This is a genomic window from Geodermatophilus sp. SYSU D00663 (assembly GCF_054050655.1).
Map to the genome: position 1 here is coordinate 107,000 of NZ_JBJGZT010000012.1, position 16,455 is coordinate 123,454.

General features: G+C 76.1%; 18 protein-coding genes. 14 read left to right on the top strand and 4 right to left on the bottom strand.

All coding sequences use genetic code 11. The annotated features are described in order from the left end of the window. Positions 1 to 45 precede the first annotated feature (45 nt). Both ACI79Z_RS11550 and ppk2 read left to right on the top strand, forming a co-directional pair. A complete protein-coding gene (locus ACI79Z_RS11550; protein WP_456902713.1) occupies positions 46 to 1,503 on the top strand; it encodes a protein adenylyltransferase SelO in 1,458 nt (485 codons plus the stop codon). Between the two features lie 71 nt (positions 1,504 to 1,574). After that, a complete protein-coding gene (gene ppk2 / locus ACI79Z_RS11555; RefSeq protein ID WP_387984722.1) occupies positions 1,575 to 2,411 on the top strand; it encodes a polyphosphate kinase 2 in 837 nt (278 codons plus the stop codon). Between the two features lie 333 nt (positions 2,412 to 2,744). Here ppk2 and ACI79Z_RS11560 read toward each other — a convergent pair whose 3' ends face one another. Further along, positions 2,745 to 3,179, bottom strand: a complete 435-nt coding sequence (locus tag ACI79Z_RS11560) for an SRPBCC family protein (RefSeq protein WP_456902714.1) — start codon at positions 3,177 to 3,179, stop codon at positions 2,745 to 2,747. 198 nt (positions 3,180 to 3,377) lie between these two features. On the opposite strand from ACI79Z_RS11560, the gene ACI79Z_RS11565 reads away from it, so the two are divergent. The 3 genes from ACI79Z_RS11565 (at position 3,378) to ACI79Z_RS11575 (ending at position 5,424) form a co-directional block, all read left to right on the top strand. After that, entirely contained in the window at positions 3,378 to 3,878 is a 501-nt protein-coding gene (locus ACI79Z_RS11565) for a hypothetical protein (RefSeq protein WP_387984719.1), read from the top strand. An 8-nt stretch (positions 3,879 to 3,886) separates the two neighbouring features. Continuing rightward, positions 3,887 to 4,519 (top strand): SIMPL domain-containing protein, encoded by a 633-nt coding sequence (locus tag ACI79Z_RS11570; protein ID WP_456902715.1) that lies wholly within the window; start codon positions 3,887 to 3,889, stop codon positions 4,517 to 4,519. A gap of 557 nt (positions 4,520 to 5,076) precedes the next feature. Next, positions 5,077 to 5,424: a hypothetical protein gene (locus tag ACI79Z_RS11575; RefSeq protein ID WP_456902716.1), complete on the top strand. Its 348-nt coding sequence runs from the start codon at positions 5,077 to 5,079 to the stop codon at positions 5,422 to 5,424. Between the two features lie 121 nt (positions 5,425 to 5,545). Here the strand turns inward: ACI79Z_RS11575 and ACI79Z_RS11580 are convergent, their stop codons facing one another. From ACI79Z_RS11580 to ACI79Z_RS11590, 3 genes are all read right to left on the bottom strand, one after another. Continuing rightward, positions 5,546 to 7,048: a DUF222 domain-containing protein gene (locus ACI79Z_RS11580; RefSeq protein ID WP_456902717.1), complete on the bottom strand. Its 1,503-nt coding sequence runs from the start codon at positions 7,046 to 7,048 to the stop codon at positions 5,546 to 5,548. A gap of 54 nt (positions 7,049 to 7,102) precedes the next feature. Beyond that, positions 7,103 to 7,369, bottom strand: a complete 267-nt coding sequence (locus ACI79Z_RS11585; RefSeq protein WP_387989018.1) for a DUF1905 domain-containing protein — start codon at positions 7,367 to 7,369, stop codon at positions 7,103 to 7,105. Between the two features lie 145 nt (positions 7,370 to 7,514). Next, positions 7,515 to 8,360, bottom strand: a complete 846-nt coding sequence (locus ACI79Z_RS11590; protein WP_456902718.1) for an alpha/beta fold hydrolase — start codon at positions 8,358 to 8,360, stop codon at positions 7,515 to 7,517. 141 nt (positions 8,361 to 8,501) lie between these two features. On the opposite strand from ACI79Z_RS11590, the gene ACI79Z_RS11595 reads away from it, so the two are divergent. From ACI79Z_RS11595 to ACI79Z_RS11635, 9 genes are all read left to right on the top strand, one after another. Further along, positions 8,502 to 9,224 carry a prepilin peptidase gene (locus tag ACI79Z_RS11595; RefSeq protein WP_456902719.1) on the top strand — a complete coding sequence of 241 codons (723 nt, stop codon included), beginning with the start codon at positions 8,502 to 8,504 and terminating at the stop codon, positions 9,222 to 9,224. A gap of 181 nt (positions 9,225 to 9,405) precedes the next feature. Next, positions 9,406 to 9,630: a Flp family type IVb pilin gene (locus ACI79Z_RS11600; protein ID WP_387989024.1), complete on the top strand. Its 225-nt coding sequence runs from the start codon at positions 9,406 to 9,408 to the stop codon at positions 9,628 to 9,630. Positions 9,631 to 9,713: 83 nt separating this feature from the next. Beyond that, positions 9,714 to 10,109: a TadE/TadG family type IV pilus assembly protein gene (locus ACI79Z_RS11605; protein WP_387989026.1), complete on the top strand. Its 396-nt coding sequence runs from the start codon at positions 9,714 to 9,716 to the stop codon at positions 10,107 to 10,109. Then, positions 10,097 to 11,083: a pilus assembly protein TadG-related protein gene (locus ACI79Z_RS11610; protein ID WP_387989028.1), complete on the top strand. Its 987-nt coding sequence runs from the start codon at positions 10,097 to 10,099 to the stop codon at positions 11,081 to 11,083. The genes ACI79Z_RS11605 and ACI79Z_RS11610 overlap by 13 nt, the downstream gene beginning before the upstream one ends. Positions 11,084 to 11,093: 10 nt before the next feature. Beyond that, positions 11,094 to 11,906, top strand: coding sequence for a Flp pilus assembly protein CpaB (gene cpaB / locus ACI79Z_RS11615; RefSeq protein ID WP_456902720.1), 813 nt, complete (start codon positions 11,094 to 11,096; stop codon positions 11,904 to 11,906). Beyond that, positions 11,903 to 13,093 (top strand): AAA family ATPase, encoded by a 1,191-nt coding sequence (locus ACI79Z_RS11620; protein WP_387989032.1) that lies wholly within the window; start codon positions 11,903 to 11,905, stop codon positions 13,091 to 13,093. Before cpaB ends, ACI79Z_RS11620 begins: the two co-directional genes overlap by 4 nt. A 60-nt stretch (positions 13,094 to 13,153) precedes the next feature. Further along, entirely contained in the window at positions 13,154 to 14,587 is a 1,434-nt protein-coding gene (locus ACI79Z_RS11625; RefSeq protein ID WP_456902721.1) for a CpaF family protein, read from the top strand. Then, on the top strand, positions 14,587 to 15,528 hold the full coding sequence (locus tag ACI79Z_RS11630; RefSeq protein WP_456902722.1) for a type II secretion system F family protein: 942 nt from the start codon (positions 14,587 to 14,589) through the stop codon (positions 15,526 to 15,528). Before ACI79Z_RS11625 ends, ACI79Z_RS11630 begins: the two co-directional genes overlap by 1 nt. Next, complete coding sequence (locus ACI79Z_RS11635; protein ID WP_387989038.1) at positions 15,528 to 16,427, top strand: type II secretion system F family protein; 900 nt, start codon at positions 15,528 to 15,530, stop codon at positions 16,425 to 16,427. Before ACI79Z_RS11630 ends, ACI79Z_RS11635 begins: the two co-directional genes overlap by 1 nt. Positions 16,428 to 16,455 lie beyond the last annotated feature (28 nt).

Genomic DNA, 16,455 nt, shown 5'->3' on the forward strand with positions numbered 1-16,455 from the left:
CGCAGACGACGACCCGGGTCCGGCGCCGTCCGTACATTCGAGGGGGTGACCGTCACCCCCGGCGTCTCCGTCGTCCTCGGCACCCGCTTCGCCACCGCGCTGCCGGAGATGGCCGTGCCCTGGCAGGCCGTCGAGACGCCCGCCCCTCGGCTGCTCGTGCTCAACGAGCCGCTGGCCGCGGAGCTCGGCCTGGACCCGGAAGAGCTGCGCGGGCCCGCCGGCGTCGGGCTGCTCACCGGCACCGTCGTGCCCGAGGGCGCGCGGCCGGTGGCGCAGGCCTACGCCGGCCACCAGTTCGGCTACTACAACCCGCGGCTGGGGGACGGGCGGGCGCTGCTGCTCGGCGAGCTCCCCGGCGCCGACGGCCGGCCGGTCGACCTGCACCTCAAGGGCTCGGGCGCCACGCCGTTCTCCCGCGGCGGCGACGGGCTGGCCGCCGTCGGGCCGATGCTGCGCGAGTACGTCGTCAGCGAGGCGATGCACGCCCTCGGCATCCCCACCACCCGCTCGCTCGCCGTCGTCGCCACCGGGCGTCCGGTGCGCCGGGAGACCCTGCTGCCCGGCGCCGTCCTCGCCCGGGTGGCCGCCAGCCACCTGCGGGTCGGCAGCACGCAGTACGCCCGCGCCACCGGCGACGACGACCTGCTGCGCCGGCTCGCCGACGAGGCGATCGACCGGCACCACCCGGCCTCGGCGGACGCCGGCAACCGGTACCTCGCGCTCTACGAGGCGGTCGTCGCCGCGCAGGCGGACCTGGTGGCGCGCTGGATGCTCGTCGGCTTCGTGCACGGCGTGATGAACACCGACAACGTGACGCTGTCCGGCGAGACCATCGACTACGGGCCGTGCGCCTTCATGGAGGGCTACGACCCCGACACGTGGTTCAGCTCGGTCGACGAGGGCGGGCGCTACCGCTACGGCAACCAGCCGCTCGCCGCCGAGTGGGACCTCGCCCGGCTGGCCGAGGCGCTGCTGCCGCTGTTCGCCGACGAGCAGGAGCAGGCGGTCGCGCTCGCCGTCGAGGCGCTCGGCCGGTTCCGCCCGCGCTACGAGGCGGCGCTGCTGGCCGGCCGGCGGGCCAAGCTCGGCCTGCCCGCCGGGCTCGACGACGAGGTCGCCCGGGTCCTGGTCGACGACTGGCTCGCGCTGCTGCAGGCGAACCGGGTCGACCTGACCTCCTCGGCGCGGGCGCTGTCGGCGGCCGCGCGCGGTGACGCCGAGCCGGTCCGTGAGCTGGTCCTCGACCTCGCCGGGATCGACGCCTGGCTGGAGCGCTGGCGCGCGCTGGCCCCGGACGCGGACGCCATGGACCGGGTCAACCCCGTCTACGTGCCGCGCAACCACCTCGTCGAGGAGGCGCTGGCCGCGGCCACCGCCGGCGACACGGGCCCGGTCGAGCGACTGGTCGAGGTGGTCCGCCGGCCGTTCGACGAGCGGCCCGGGCTGGAGCGCTACGCCGCCCCCGGCCCCGGGGGACCGTTCGTCACGTTCTGCGGCACCTGACCGCGCCGGTCGGGCACCCCGGCGTCCTCCCGTCCCTTGCCCCGCCCGGCGGGGCGGGTGGATGGTGCGGCATGGCGTCCAAGAAGCGGTCCGGCCCCTCCGTCGAGGAGGCACCCAGGTCCACCGGCAAGGTCCCCACCGCGTACTACGAGGAGGAGATGGCCCGCCTCCAGGTGGAGCTGGTCAAGCAGCAGGAGTTCGTCCGCGCGCGGGGGCTGCGCGTCGTCGTCCTGTTCGAGGGCCGTGACGCGGCCGGCAAGGGCGGCGCGATCCAGCGGATCACCGAGTCGGTCAACCCGCGGGCCACCCGGGTGGTGGCGCTGCCGGCACCGACCGAGCGCGAGCGCGGGCAGTGGTACTTCCAGCGCTACGTGGAGCACCTGCCCACCCGCGGCGAGATGGTCCTGTTCGACCGGTCCTGGTACAACCGCGCCGGCGTCGAGCGGGTCATGGGCTTCTGCACCGACGAGGAGTACGAGGAGTTCCTCCGCTCCTGCCCCGAGTTCGAGCGGATGCTCGTCCGCAGCGGGATCACCGTGCTCAAGTACTGGTTCTCCGTCAGCGACACCGAGCAGGAGAAGCGCTTCCAGGCGCGGCTGCACGACCCGACCAAGCGCTGGAAGCTCAGCCCGATGGACCTCGAGGCGCGCAACCGCTGGGTCGAGTTCTCCAAGGCCAAGGACGCGATGTTCGCCGCGACCGACATCCCCGAGGCGCCGTGGTGGGTGGTCGAGGCCGACGTCAAGAAGCGCGCCCGCCTCAACGTGATCTCGCACCTGCTCACCCAGGTGCCCTACGAGGACCTCACCCCCGAGCCGCCGGAGCTGCCGCCGCGGCCGCCGGTCGACGAGGACTACGTGCGCCCGCCGCTGGACAGCCAGCGGTTCGTGCCCGACGTCGTCCCCTGACGGTCAGGGCAGGACCGGTGACCTGCACCCGCACCCGGTGCCCGCCCCGGAACCGGCAGGCGGTGGGGAACAGCGCGACGTCGACGGCGAGGGTGCCGTCGTCGGCGACCGCGACCGCGACGTCGTCGGCCGGGACGGTGCGCGGGTCGAGCCGGGGGATCCCGTCGACGACGGCGCGCCCGTCGGGCATCGACACGGGCAGGTCCCGCTCGACGGTGTACGTGCCGGCGGTGGGGCGCAGCCCGGGCGCGAGGTCCGCGGCCAGGGCACCCAGCCTGCCCAGGACGGTCATCGCCGGACGCCGCCGACCGCTCCCGTGCCCCGGAGGGCGGATCACAGGTTCCGCTCCGCGCGCTCCTTGAGCGCCCGGTTCATGGCCTCGAAGGCGGGCAGCGTGCCCCGCCGCAGCGACCGCGCCAGCAGCGGGACGAGCACACCGCGGAAGGTCTCCTCCTGGACCAGCCGGGTGCCCGGCCCCACGGGCTCGAGGCGGAAGACGTGCTCGCCGTCGAACAGGCCCGGCACGCCGAGCCTGCCGAGCCACCGCAGCTCGCGGGCCGGGGCGACCTCGAGCAGGCGCGGGCGGAAGCCCATCGCCCGTCCGCCCACCGGCTGCATCCGCAGCGACAGCCGGGCGCCGGGGACGACGTCGCCCTCGGCCCGGACGATGAACGGGTTCCACTCGGGATAGGCGCCCAGGTCGGTGAGCTCGGCCCACACCCGCTCGGGCGGAGCGTCGATCTCGATCGCGGTGGACAGCTGGGTCATCGCGCTGGGCTCCTCGGGTCGGCGTCGGCCCACCGTGGCCGACGTCGGCCGGCGCCGTCGAGGGCTCCCGCCGCGGGCTCGTCGTGGCCGGGTGGTCGCGGCGTGGTCTCGCCGTGGCCGCGGGACTGCGCGGACCCGCCCTGCCGACCTACGCTCGTCGCGCCGAGGGCCGGAGGCGGCCCGGAGGGGGCGGTGACCATGACGCGGAGCCCTGACTTCCTGCCCGTGCTGAGCCGGGGACGGCACCGCACGCCCGCTCGCGGCGCGTGCTTCCTCGAGTACACGGCCCTGCTGGCCGGTGAGCCGTTCAGCGACGCCCCGGCGTGCGTCGACGCCGAGCTCGCCGCCGTCCTGCGGCACGCCAACGACGTGCTCTCCGACGCCGACCGGCCGCGCCTGGTCCCGCTGCTGGGCCGGGCGATCGGTCTGGCCGTCCCCGCGGCGGCGGCGCGGCTGCGGAGGGAGGCGGCCCGGCGGTTCGCCGCGGCCGTCGGGTCGACGTTGTCGGTGGACGAGCGGCGGTTCGTGCGCACCGCGCACGTGGACCGGTTGTTCTGGTCGCTGATGTTCGAGCCGGTGCCGGTGAGCACGTCCGCGGCCTGGGTCGACCGCCTCGTCGAGCGGCTGGACCTGCTCCACGGCTGCTACGAGTCGGTGGTCGCGGAGCTCACCGCGCGACCCGCGCCCGCGGTGGGCTGACGGCGCGCGTGACGCTGCCGCCGGCCGTCGTCCGCGTGCGCGGGGAGGCCTCCGCCGACCACGCGCCCGACTGCGCGACGCTCGCCGTGCACGTCCACGAGGTCTCCCCGGACGGCCGGGCCGCGGCGCTGGCGCTGGCGTCCGAGGTCGCCGCCGGCCTGCGCGCGGCGCTCGCCGGGGTCGCCGGGGTGCGGGCCGTGGTCCTGTCACGCGTGTCGGTGCACGAGCGGTTCGTCTGGGACACCGGCACCGCCGAGCCGGCCGGCTGGGAGGCGACCGTGGCCGGCACCGTGCAGGCCGACGCCGGGGCCGTCCCGGAGCTGGCCGAGGTCGTGGCCGCGGCGGGTGCCGGGATCGGCGGCGTCTCCTGGGACCTCGACGACCCGGCCACCGCGCGCCGCGCCGTCCGCAGGGCCGCCGTCGCCGCCGCCCGCGAGGCCGCCACCGACCTCGCCGACGCGGTCGGCCGCCCGCTCGGGCCGCTTCTGGAGCTGGCCGACCCCGGGCTGTCCTCCGCGGTGCCCGGCGCTCCCGAGACCATGGCGGTCACGGCCCGCGGCGGCGGTCCCGCGCTGGAGCTGGACCCGCAGGACGTCGTCGTCCGCGCCGTCGTCGAGGCGACCTTCGCCCTGGGGGAGTGACCGTGGTCGTGCCATGATCGGCCGGTCGGCGCCGGACCCCGCCCGGGGACACCCGCCGGCCCCGACCCGCGAGACGGTCCGTCCCCGTGGCGCCGGCCCGGCGGTCCCCGCCGGCTCCCCGCTGCGGGTCGTCCCGTCCGCGCGAGGACCGACATGACCACGCAGCTCTCCCGCCCGGCGTCGCCCTGGCCGGGCTCGCGCCACGAGACCGAGCACCGCTGGGACCTCGACGACGTCGTCTCCCTGGCCGACGCCGCCGCCCGGGTCCGCGCACTGGCCGCCGAGCTCCGCGCCGCGCACGTCGCCGGCTGGACGCTGACCGAGCCCATGCGCGACGGCCACCTGCTCGCGAGCCGCCCGTCCCGGCGGCAGCGCGCCCACTCGTCCCCGGCGCCGGCGCCGGCGCCGGTGCCGCCGCCGGCGCCCGGCGTCGCCCCCGCCCTGCGCTGGCGGGTCCGGGTGGTCGACGAGCCGCCCGTCCCCGGCGACGAGGTGCTGTCCCTCGCCGCCGTCCCCGGCAGCCCCTCGTGGCCCACAGCGGGGCAGGAGCGGTGCAGGTGGGCGGGCCGGACCTGCCGTCCGAGGTGCTCGCCGAGCTCACCCGCCAGGTGCCGGCGGCGGAGTTCGGCTCCCGGAGGTGGGCGGTCGTCGCGGCCCGGGTCGGTCCCGGCCGTGACCTGGTCGCCGAGGGCAGCGCCCTGCGGGTGCACGCCGTGGCCGGCGGTGTCCTCGTCCGGACGGTCGAGTCGCTGACCTTCCGGCACGCGGCCGACCGCGCTGCGACGCTGCCCGATGCGGCGGCCGCCTACGAGCGGCTGGCGAAGGCGGCGGAGGCGATGGCCGCGGCGGGTGGGCGGCTGACCGAGACCGACGACGGCCTGCTGCACGTCCGGTACGGCCGCTGACGTGGGCACGCGACAGGGCAGCCGGGCACCTCGGCAGGCAGTCGGCGGCTGCGGCGCCGCGGTGCGGTGGGGACGGGCGTCGGCTCGGCGTAGGTGCACGAGCCGACGCCCGCCGGCTCGGTCAGAACGGTGGCGGCTCGTCGTCCGGGTCGGCCGGTGACGGTGGGCCGGTGTCGGGCGGTGATCCGGGTCCGGGCGGTGGCGGGTGCAGGCCCGGTGGCCGGGTCGTCCGCGTGACTCCTGACGGTGTCGTCACCGTCAGCACGCCGTCGGCGGTCATCTCGAACCGCCAGCCCTGCGCGAAGGTCTTCAGGCGGTGGTGGCTGCGGCACAGGCAGCACAGGTTGGCGCAGTCGGTGGCGCCGCCGGTGGCGTGGGGGATGACGTGGTCGGTGTCGGCCCAGCCGACGCGCTGGCCGCAGGTGGGGAAGCGGCAGGTGCGGTCGCGGGTGTGCACGAACGCCTGCTGCGGCGCGGAGGGGGCGTAGGCGTCGGTCGCGGCCGGGCGGTCCAGCAGCGCACAGTCGCAGTCGGCGTCGGCCGGGTGGTCGGCGCAGCCGCGGCGGGCGAGTCGGCGCAGCCGGTCGAGGGTGGTCGTCGCCCGCAGGGTGCCGTCGTCGTCGACCAGCGCGAGCGTCACCGCCCCGCCTTCGGGCGCTCGCAGGCCGAGGGTGTCGAGCTGGGTGAGCAGCTCGCGCAGGTGGGCGGCGGTGATCGGCAGCCCGTTGACCTGGCCGGCCTCGTTGCTGCGGCCGGTCAGCGCGGCGAGGGTGGCGATGACCTGCAGATGGGCGCTCACCGGCGGGCGGCCGGTCTCCCAGGGCCGCTGGAGCAGGTCGGCGAGGACCAGGGTGCGCAGCTGCCCGATCGGCCGCTGGTCCCCGTCGGCCTTGAGCATCCGGGCGAGCGCGTCCACGACCGCGAAGCTGGTCGCGGCGAGGTCGGCGGGGAGGTCGGCGGCGAGGGTGGCCATGCCGTCGAAGGGGCAGTCGTACAGCCGCACGTCGGCGTGCCGCTGCGCGGTCGCCCTTCGGTGGTCGATCGCCTGGGGGTCGGCGTCGAGCAGCAGCGCCAGCGCGCGGTCCTTGAGCTTGCGCACCGTCAGGGACGTGGCCTCGGGCAGCAGGTGGGCCTCGAGCGTCCGGGCGGTCGCCGCGTCGGTGTGCTCGAGCACGTCGACCAGTGCCTTGGCACGGGCCTCGTCCAGCCGCCCGGCGGCCAGCGCCGCCCAGGTGCCGGGCAGGTGGGAGCGGTACGTCCAGGCGCGGTGGGCGAGGTGGGAGGCGGTGCCGCGGCCGATGTTGAGCACGAGTGCCAGCTCGGCGGTGAAGAACTCCGACACCCCGGGCAGCTCGGCATCCGGCGCCCAGGAGCCCGTCCGGGCGCCGGGGGCGCCCGGCGCGGGATCGGGATCGGCCGGTGTGTCGTCGGCCAGGCCCAGGACGAGTTCGGCCTCGTAGGCGGCGGTCATCGCCTTGAGTGCGGCCACCCGCTGCAGCTCGGCGGCCTTCTGCTCCCGCGACAGGAGAGAGACCGGCAACCGGGGGATCGACACCGGCCGCTCCAGCAGCCAGCCGGCGAGCGCGCGCTCCACCGGCGAGACGTACTCGGCGACCTCCTCCACATCCCGCAGGCTACGGCCGGGGTACGACAGTTCCCGCAGGTCAGCGACGGGTTCTCACAACCGGACGGGATCCACCTCGACGTCGACCGTGACGACGTCGCCGTCGTCCTTGCCCCGCCGGATCCGCGCGGGCACGGGGAGCAGCCAGCCCGCCGCGCGGTCGCGCCAGACGCTGGTCGACCACGTGCGCCCGTCGACGGTCGCGGTCACCGGAACCCGGCCGAAGGGACCAGCGGTCTCCGGCGCGTGCTCCGGCGGCACGGGCGCGAACACCCAGCCGCCGGCACCGGGCCACCGCACGAGCGTCGCGTCGAAGGTCACGCGCGCAGCCTGCCCGACGGTGACGACGATCCGGTCGCCTCGGTCCGTGAGGAACAGTCCCGGTGACGGCGAGCGGCACGCAGACGAGCACGGAGCGCCTGCGACAGTCCCGGGACGACGTGCACCGATCGGACCGTGCCGGTGGTCAGGCAGCCAGCGCGCTGAGCACGTCCCGCGCGCGGGTCCACAGCAGCGCGCCGCCCTCGTCGTCGAGCACGGTGCGCCGGGCGCCGGGGATCCGGGCGGCCAGGCCGCGGCCGAGGTCGGGGGAGTGGACCGTGCTGGTGTCGTGCGCGCCGTACCAGAGGTGCAGCGGCACGGTCAGGTCCTCGGGGCGGACCGGCCAGTGCCCCAGTGCGGTCACCAGGTCGCGCGCGTAACCGGCGGCACCCTGACGGAACCCGTCGTCGAGCGCGGCACGGACGGCGCCGCCGAGGTCGGTGCCCTCGTAGCGGGTGCGGTCGACCGGTGCGGCGGTGGTGAGGACGACGTCCCACAGCCAGTCCGCCGTCGCGACCCGGGCGATCTCCCGCTCGAAGCCGGCCGGGTCGGCGTCGGCGGCGTCGAGCATGCCCGCCACCTCGGGCACCAGCAGGCGTCGCTGCGCGCGCAGGTCGTCCTGCCCGGCCACGAGCGCGAGCGCGTCCAGCAGGCCGGCGCCTGCCAGCGCGACGGCGAACGGGGCGCCCTGCGAGAAGCCGACCCCGAGGACGCGCTCCAGGCCCAGCGCGGCGACCAGGTGCCCGACGTCGTCCGCCCAGGACGCGTACGTCTTCGTGGGGTCCGGGGAGGACCGCCCCAGGCCGGGGCGGTCGAGCGCGAGCAGCCGCAGGCCCAGGCCGCACAGTTCACCGGTACCGAAGCCGAGGACGCCGCTCATCCCGGCCCCCGGGCAGAACAGCACCGGCCGCCCGTCCGCCGGCCCCCACTCGGACCAGGCGAGCTCGCGCCCGTCGGGCAGGCGGAGGGCGGACGGCGTCCCGGGCTCCATGCGTCCTCCTCGTGCGGTCCCGGTGCCGACCCGTTCGCCGGCCGCCGAGATCCTGCCACCGCGACGGGGCCCGGGATCTCACCCGAAGGGGGCGCATTTCGCTCACGGGCCTGCACGTCGCGTCGTGCCATCGTGACCGCCGTGTCCGCCACCGCTGCCGCCACCGGGGTCGTCGCGCTCCTCGGCCTGGCCGCGGGCGTGGCGGTCGACCGGGCTGCGGCGAGCTTTCCGTGGCCGGCCGCCGGGCGGCAGACCCGGAGCCGGAACACCCGGGTGCCCGCGGGTGCACCGGCGATCCCGTCCCGGGACCGGCACGTGGAGGAGCGGCCGGCGGCGCGGCCAGTCCTGGTCCTCCTGACCGCCGCGCTGTGTGCGCTGACCGCGTGGCGGTTCGGCGTCTCCGCCGAGCTGCCCGCCTACCTCCTGCTGGCCGTCGTCGGGGTGCTGCTGGCCGCGATCGACCGGCGGCACTCGCTGCTGCCCAACCGGGTCGTGCTGCCCACCCTGGTCGCGGGCGGCGTCCTGCTCGCCGGCGCCGCGGCGGTCGCGGGGGAGTGGCCGGCGCTGCTGCGCGCGGTGCTCGCGGCCGCGGCGGTGTTCGGCGTGCTGCTGGCCATGGCGCTGGTCTCACCGCGCGGCATGGGGATGGGGGACGTGAAGCTGGGCGCCGTCCTCGGCTTGTACCTCGGCTGGCTGGGCTGGCCGCACGTCGTGCTCGGCCTGTTCACCGGGTTCGCCGTCCAGGCGGTGCTGGCCCTGGTGCTGATGGCGGTCCGTCGCGTGGGACTGCGCACGGAGCTGCCCTTCGGCCCGGCGCTGCTGCTGGGCACCGGACTGGTGGTCCTGGCCCCGCTCGTTCCCTGACGAAGCCCGAACACTCACAGTGACCGCCCGGCTGCGGAGCGCACCGGGAGGATGAACCCTGTCCGTGGACGGGGTGAAGGACCCTCAAGTCTCCGCACCTCCTGCCCGACGGTGTCCCCAGCGCCGTGGCTGGCCGGGTCGACCGATCCGGACCGGCGGCCCACCCCCACAGGAGAGAACCGTGCTGAACCCGCTCGCCACCCTCGTCACCCTCGTCTCCCTCGCCAAGGACCGCGTCGAGCGGGAGGAGAAGGGGGCCACCGCCGTCGAGTACGGCCTGCTCGTCGGCCTGATCGCCGTCGCGATCATCGCGACCCTGGTCCTGCTCGGCCCCGAGCTCAAGGACCTCTTCGACAAGGTGCTGACCGGCCTCGAGGGCGCCAACGCCGCCGGCGGGGCCAGCTGACCCAGCCAGACCCCACTCCGGGCGTCGTGGCGACGACGAGTCGCCACGACGCCCGGCCGCAGCGTCCAGGGAGGGAGGCTGACATGAGGAAGCGGTTGCAGCGCGAGCGCGGCGCCAGCGTCGTCGAGTTCGCGCTGATCGTGCCCCTGCTGATGATCCTGGTCCTCGGGATCGTCGAGTTCGGCCACGCCTTCCAGGTCCAGGGGACCCTGTCCGCGGCGGCCCGCGAGGGCGCCCGGGTCATGGCGCTGCAGAGCAACCCGGCCGCCGCCCGCGCCGCCGTCCGCGACGCCGCCCCCACCCTCGACCCGGCGATCACCGACGCCCAGATCGCCATCACGCCCGCCGCGTGCCCGATGACCGCCACGACGACGGCCAACGTGCGGGTGACCATCAGCTACCCGATGCCCTTCCTGACCGGCTTCTTCGGCGCCGACGTCGACCTGACCGGGACGGGGGTCATGCGGTGCAACGGCTGACCCGCCCCCTGCAGGCCCGCGTCCGGCGCCGGCTGGCCGGCGAGCGCGGCGCGGTGGCCGTGCTGCTGTCCGTCCTGCTCGTCCCGCTGCTCGGCTTCACCGCGATCGCCGTCGACGTCGGCGCCCTCTACGCCGACAAGGCCCGCCTCCAGGTCGCCGCCGACGCCGCCGCCCTCGCCGTGGCCCGCGACTGCGCCCGCGGCGCCTGCGGCGACATGCAGGCCACCGCCCAGGAGCTGGTCGACGCCAACGACGAGGCCGCCGCCGGCGCCGGCGCGGCCACCGCGGCCCCGCCGGTGCTGCAGAGCGGGCCCACCCGCGTGACGGTCACCGGCAGCGCCCCCCGCGAGCACTGGTTCGCCCCGGTCATCGGCCACGACGCGAGTTCCGTCTCGGCGACGGCGACCGTCACCTGGGGCGCGCCCAGCGGCGGGACGGCGATGCTGCCGCTGATCTTCTCCTGGTGCGAGTGGCAGGCCCAGACCGGCGGCGGCATGCCCTCGGGCACCACGGAACGCACCATCGTGCTGCCCAAGAAGTCCGACACCGGCTGCACCGGCCCCTCGCGCATGTTCGTGCCCGGCGGCTTCGGCTGGCTGGAGTCCGACGGCGGCAACACCTGCAAGGCCACCACGCGGATGGGCAACCGCTTCGACTCCGAGCCGGGCAACAACCCCTCGCAGGGCTGCTCGGTCGGCGACGTCGCGGCCCTGGTCGGCCGGACCGTGCTGCTCCCGATCTTCGACGAGGCCGGCGGCACCGGCAGTGGCGCCTGGTACGAGGTCTACGGCTACGCCGCCTTCACGATCACCGGCTACCACTTCGGCGGGCTCTTCGACTCCGGCGAGCCCTGCAAGGGCGAGGAGCGCTGCATCCGCGGCTACTTCACCCGCTTCGTCGACGCCTCCGGCGCCTTCGACACCAGCACCGACGCCCCGGACCTGGGCGCGTCCGTCCTCCGACTGATCCGATAGGGGCCCTTCCGTGAGACGCCGACTGCTCGCCGCCGTCGCGGCGCTGGTCCTCGTGGCCGCCGGCACCGTGGTGCTGCTGGCCTACGTGCGCGGCGCCGACGCCCGCGCCCTCGCGGGGGTGCGCACGGTCGAGGTGCTCGTGGTCGACCAGCCGATCCCCGAGGGCACCCCGGCCGAGGAGGTCGCCGACCTGGTCCGCACCGAGGTGCTGCCCGCCAAGGCGGCGGTCGAGGGGCGGGTGACCGACCTCGACCAGCTCACCGGCCAGGTCGCCACCGCGGACCTCGAGCCCGGCGAGCAGCTGCTGGCCGGCCGGTTCGCCGCGCCCGGCGACCTGCAGGCGCCCGGCACCGTGCCGGTGCCCGAGGGGCTGTCGGAGGTGAGCGTGGTCCTCGAGCCGCAGCGCGCGGTCGGGGGCCGGCTGGCCGCCGGCGACGAGATCGGCGTCTACATCTCGATGGAGCTGCAGGGCAACATCGACGCCGACCCCGAGGACGAGCAGATCGGCACCACGCACGCCACCCTGCACGGCGTCCTCGTCACCCAGGTCCAGGGCGCGCCCGCGCCCGCCGGCACCGAGGGCGGTGACGTGGAGACCGCCTCGGCCTCCAGCGTCGCCCCGACCGGCAACGTGATGGTCACCATGGCCCTGCCGGCCCGGGACGCCGAGCGGGTGGTCTTCGGCATGGAGCACGCGAAGGTGTGGCTGGCGCTCGAGCGCGAGGGCGCCGACACCTCCGGCACCCGCGTGGTCACCCAGGGCAACGTCTACGGCGACCTGCTCGCCGCCCTCGGCGCCGTGGCCGCGGAGGCGACCGAATGAGCCGCGTCGTGCTCGCCGGCGCCGGCGACGACCTGCGGGAGGCGGTCGCGGTCGCCGTGGACGGCGACGTCCAGGTGCTGCCCCCCGGCCGGTTGCCCGGGGACCCGGCGCGGCTGTTCGAGCTGCTGACCGACAACGAGCTGCCCGACGTCCTGCTCGTCGGCCCGCTGGCGCCGCTGCACGAGGTGCTGACCCTGGCCGGCCGGCTGGACGTGCAGTGCCCAGGCATCAGCGTCGTCCTCGTCGCCGAGCCCACGCCGGAGCTGTGGCAGGCGGCGATGCGGGCCGGCATCCGCGACCTGGTGCCACCGCGCGCCGAGCCGGCCGACCTCGCCGCGGCCGTCGAGCGCGCCGGCGCGGCCGCCGCCGACCGGCGCCGGGTGCTGCGGCCGCTGGACGAGACCGCCCGCTTCACCGGCCGCGTCGTCACCGTGGCCTCCCCGAAGGGCGGCGTGGGCAAGACGACGGTGGCGACCAACCTCGCCGTCGGCCTGGCCGCCACGGCCCCGCAGGGGACCGTGCTGGTCGACCTCGACGTGCAGTTCGGCGACGTGGCCTCCGCGCTCGGCCTGGTGCCCGAGTACACGCTGCCCGACGCCGTCCACGGCCCGGCCAGCCAGGACACCATGGTCCTCAAGACCTTCCTCACCCAGCACCCCAGCGGGCTGTTCGCCGTCTGCGGGTCGGAGTCGCCGGCCGCCGGGGACACGGTCACCGCCGAGGACGTCACCCGGCTGCTCACCGCCCTGTCCCGGGAGTTCCGCTACGTCGTCGTCGACACCGCACCGGGGCTCTCGGAGCACACGCTGGCCGCCATCGACGGCGCCACCGACGTGGTCCTGCTCAGCAGCATGGACGTGCCCGGCGTCCGCGGCCTGCGCAAGGAGGTGCAGGTGCTGGGCGAGCTCGGCATGATCCCGGCCGGCCGGCACGTGGTCATGAACATGGCCGACCCGAAGAGCGGGCTGTCGCAGCGCGACGTCGAGTCCGCGATCGGCACCGGGGTCGACGTCGTCGTCCCGCGGTCGCCCGCGGTCCCGGCGTCGACCAACCAGGGCGTGCCGATCCTCGCCGGCAACGGCAAGGACCCGGCGGCCAAGGAGCTGCGCCGGCTGGTCTCCCGGTTCGCCGCCACCCCGCTGGTCAAGCCCGGCCGCTACCGCGCCAAGCACCGGGCGGCGTCGTGACCTCCGCCGCGATGCACCGGGCGGCGTCGTGACCTCCGCCTCGACGCACCGGGCGGCGTCGTGAACCTCGCCTCCCGCCTCGCCGCCGCCAAGGGCCGGCCGGCCGAGCCGGCGGCCCCTCCCGCGTCGGTGCAGACGCCGGCGCCGGCGGTCGTCCCCGCGCCCCGGCCGGTGCCCGCGGCCGCCCCGGCGCCCCCGACCGACGCCCTCACCCGGCTCAAGGACCGCGTCGCCAAGGCGCTGTTCGAGCGCATGGGGTCGCGGATGAACGACCCGTCGCTGTCGGAGGAGGCGCTGCGCGGCATCGTCCTCGGCGAGCTGGACACCGTCGTCGACGAGGAGAAGGTCCCGCTCTCGCCGGACGAGCGGGCCCGGCTGACCGCGGAGCTGGCCGACGACGTGCTCGGGTTCGGCCCGCTGCAGAAGCTGCTCGACGACCCGACGGTCACCGAGATCATGTGCAACGGTCCCGAGATGGTCTACGTCGAGCAGGGCGGCAAGCTGGTGCGCAGCGCGGCCCGGTTCACCTCCGAGGAGCACCTGCGCCGGGTGATCGACCGGATCGTCTCCCGGGTGGGACGCCGGATCGACGAGTCCTCGCCGATGGTCGACGCGCGCCTCGCCGACGGCTCCCGCGTCAACGCGATCATCCCGCCGCTGGCCTTCTCCGGCTCGACGCTGACCATCCGCAAGTTCTCGAAGGATCCCTTCGGCGTCGACGACCTCATCGGCTTCGGCACGCTCAGCCCCGAGATGGCCGAGCTGCTGCACGCCTGCGTCGAGGCCCGGCTCAACATCATCGTCTCGGGCGGCACCGGGACCGGGAAGACGACGCTGCTCAACGTGCTGTCGTCCTTCATCCCGGAGGGCGAGCGGATCGTCACCATCGAGGACGCCGTCGAGCTGCAGCTGCAGCAGGAGCACGTCGTCCGACTGGAGTCGCGCCCGCCCAACATCGAGGGCAGGGGCGCGATCACCATCCGCGACCTGGTCCGCAACAGCCTGCGGATGCGCCCCGACCGGATCGTGGTCGGGGAGTGCCGCGGCGGGGAGTCGCTGGACATGCTGCAGGCGATGAACACCGGCCACGACGGCTCGCTGTCGACGGTGCACGCCAACTCGCCGCGGGACGCCATCGCCCGGCTGGAGACCCTGGTGCTCATGGCCGGCATGGACCTGCCGCTGCGGGCCATCCGGGAGCAGATCGCCTCGGCCGTGGACGTCGTCGTCCAGCTGACCCGGCTGCGGGACGGCACCCGCCGGGTCACCCACGTGACCGAGGTGCAGGGCATGGAGGGGGAGACGGTGACCCTGCAGGACGCGTTCCTGTTCGACTACTCGGCCGGCGTCGACCCCTCCGGCCGCTTCCTCGGCAAGCCGGTGGCGACCGGCGTGCGGCCGCGGTTCACCGACCGCTTCGAGGAACTCGGCATCCGGGTCTCCCCGGCGGTGTTCGGGACGCCCGAGCCGGTGCACGCGCGGCGGTGGGCCTGATGTCCCCGGCGCTGCTGCTGCTCGGTCTGCTGCTGGTGACCGGCGGGCTGGCCGTCCTGGCGCTCGGCGTGGTGCCCGCCGGCCCGCGCCGGGTGCCGCTGGCCCGGCTGGACCCCACGGTCGCACCGCCGCCGACGCTGCTGACCAGGGTGGCCGCGCAGGCGCAGGACGGCGTCGAGCAGGTGCTGGCGAGGCGGGGTGGCGTCGGGGCGGTCGCCTCCGCGCTCGAGCGGGCCGGCATCGCGACGGGGCCGGCCGAGGTGGTGCTGCTCACCGGCCTGGCCACGCTCGTCGCCGGTGCGCTCGGGTGGCTGCTCGGCGGCGTGCTCGCCGGGCTGCTGCTCGCCCTGCTCGTCCCGCTGGGCGCGCGGGTGGTGGTCCGGCTGCGGACCGGTCGGCGGCAGGCCCGGTTCGCCGACCAGCTCGACGACGCGCTGCAGCTGATGGCCAGCAGCCTGCGCGCCGGGCACAGCCTGCTGCGCGCTGTGGACGCGGTGGCCGACCAGGCGCCGGCCCCGATCGGGGAGGAGTTCGCCCGGATCGTCAACGAGACCCGGGTGGGCCGGGACCTCGGCGCCGCGCTGGACGAGGTGGCCGCGCGGGTGGACAGCGACGACTTCCGCTGGACCGCCCAGGCCATCGCCATCCACCGGGAGGTCGGCGGCAACCTGGCCGAGGTGCTCGACACCGTCGGCCACACGATCCGCGAGCGGAACGCGATCCGCCGCCAGGTGAAGGCGCTGTCGGCCGAGGGCCGGCTGTCGGCCTGGGTCCTCATGGCCCTGCCGGTCGGCATCGTCGCCTTCCTCGCGGTCACCAACCCGGCCTACCTCTCCGCGTTCACCGGGTCCCTTGCGGGCTGGGTCATGGTCGCTGTGTCGGCGGTCCTGCTGGTCGTCGGCGGGCTGTGGCTCAAGAAGACCGTGGCGATCCGGTTCTGATGAGCACCGTCCCCCCTCCCGTCCTCGCCGCGGTGCTCGCCGTGGCCGCCGGCGTCCCCCTGCTCGGCTGGGCGCTGTTCGCCCGCCCGCAGGACGCCGCCGCCCGGTCCCGGGCCAACCTCGCCCGCGGGCTCGACGTGCCGGGTGCCGGCCCGCGGGCCGCCGTCCGGGTCCGCCCGGGCCTCCTGACCCGCCTGGCCTCCGTGCTGACGCCGGCGGGCACCGTCGTCCGGCTGGACCGGATGGCCGGCGCCGCCGGGCGGCCGGCGGCCTGGCCCGTCCCCCGGCTGGTCGCCGCCAAGCTGGTCCTGGCCGCCATCGCGGCGGCCCTCGGGCTGCTCCTCGTGAGCGGCCGTCCGGGGGGCCTCACCGTGCTCGTGGCCGTCGCCACGACGGTCGTCGCCTACTTCGTCCCCGAGCTGCTCCTCCACAGCCGGGGCCAGGAACGCCAGCAGGCCATCGGGCTGGAGCTGGCCGACACCCTCGACCAGATGACGATCGCCGTGGAGGCCGGTCTCGGGTTCGAGGCCGCCATGGCGCGGGCCGGGCGGAACGGGCGCGGGCCGCTGGCCGAGGAGCTGGTGCGCACGCTGCAGGACATCGGCGTGGGCCAGCCCCGCCGCGAGGCCTACCTCGCGCTGGCCGACCGCACCGGGGTGGAGGACCTGCGGCGGTTCATCCGGGCCGTCGTGCAGGCCGACGTCTACGGCGTCTCGATCGCCGACGTGCTGCGCACCCAGGCGCAGGAGATGCGGCTCAAGCGCCGGCAGCGGGCCGAGGAGAAGGCCATGCAGATCCCGGTCAAGGTCCTCTTCCCGCTGATGCTGTGCATCCTGCCGGTCCTGTTCGTCGTGCTGCTCGGCCCGGCCGCCATGGACATCGTCGACGCCTTCAGCTGAGCGGGACGGCGGCCGCGCACCCGGTGGG

Coding starts and splice junctions, on each gene's coding strand:
- ACI79Z_RS11605 (WP_387989026.1), top strand. CDS start 9,714: ATGAGGAAGCGGTTGCAGCGCGAGCGCGGCGCCAGCGTCGTCGAGTTC.
- ppk2 (WP_387984722.1), top strand. CDS start 1,575: ATGGCGTCCAAGAAGCGGTCCGGCCCCTCCGTCGAGGAGGCACCCAGG.
- ACI79Z_RS11590 (WP_456902718.1), bottom strand. CDS start 8,360: ATGGAGCCCGGGACGCCGTCCGCCCTCCGCCTGCCCGACGGGCGCGAG.
- ACI79Z_RS11565 (WP_387984719.1), top strand. CDS start 3,378: ATGACGCGGAGCCCTGACTTCCTGCCCGTGCTGAGCCGGGGACGGCAC.
- ACI79Z_RS11560 (WP_456902714.1), bottom strand. CDS start 3,179: ATGACCCAGCTGTCCACCGCGATCGAGATCGACGCTCCGCCCGAGCGG.
- ACI79Z_RS11635 (WP_387989038.1), top strand. CDS start 15,528: ATGAGCACCGTCCCCCCTCCCGTCCTCGCCGCGGTGCTCGCCGTGGCC.
- ACI79Z_RS11620 (WP_387989032.1), top strand. CDS start 11,903: ATGAGCCGCGTCGTGCTCGCCGGCGCCGGCGACGACCTGCGGGAGGCG.
- ACI79Z_RS11630 (WP_456902722.1), top strand. CDS start 14,587: ATGTCCCCGGCGCTGCTGCTGCTCGGTCTGCTGCTGGTGACCGGCGGG.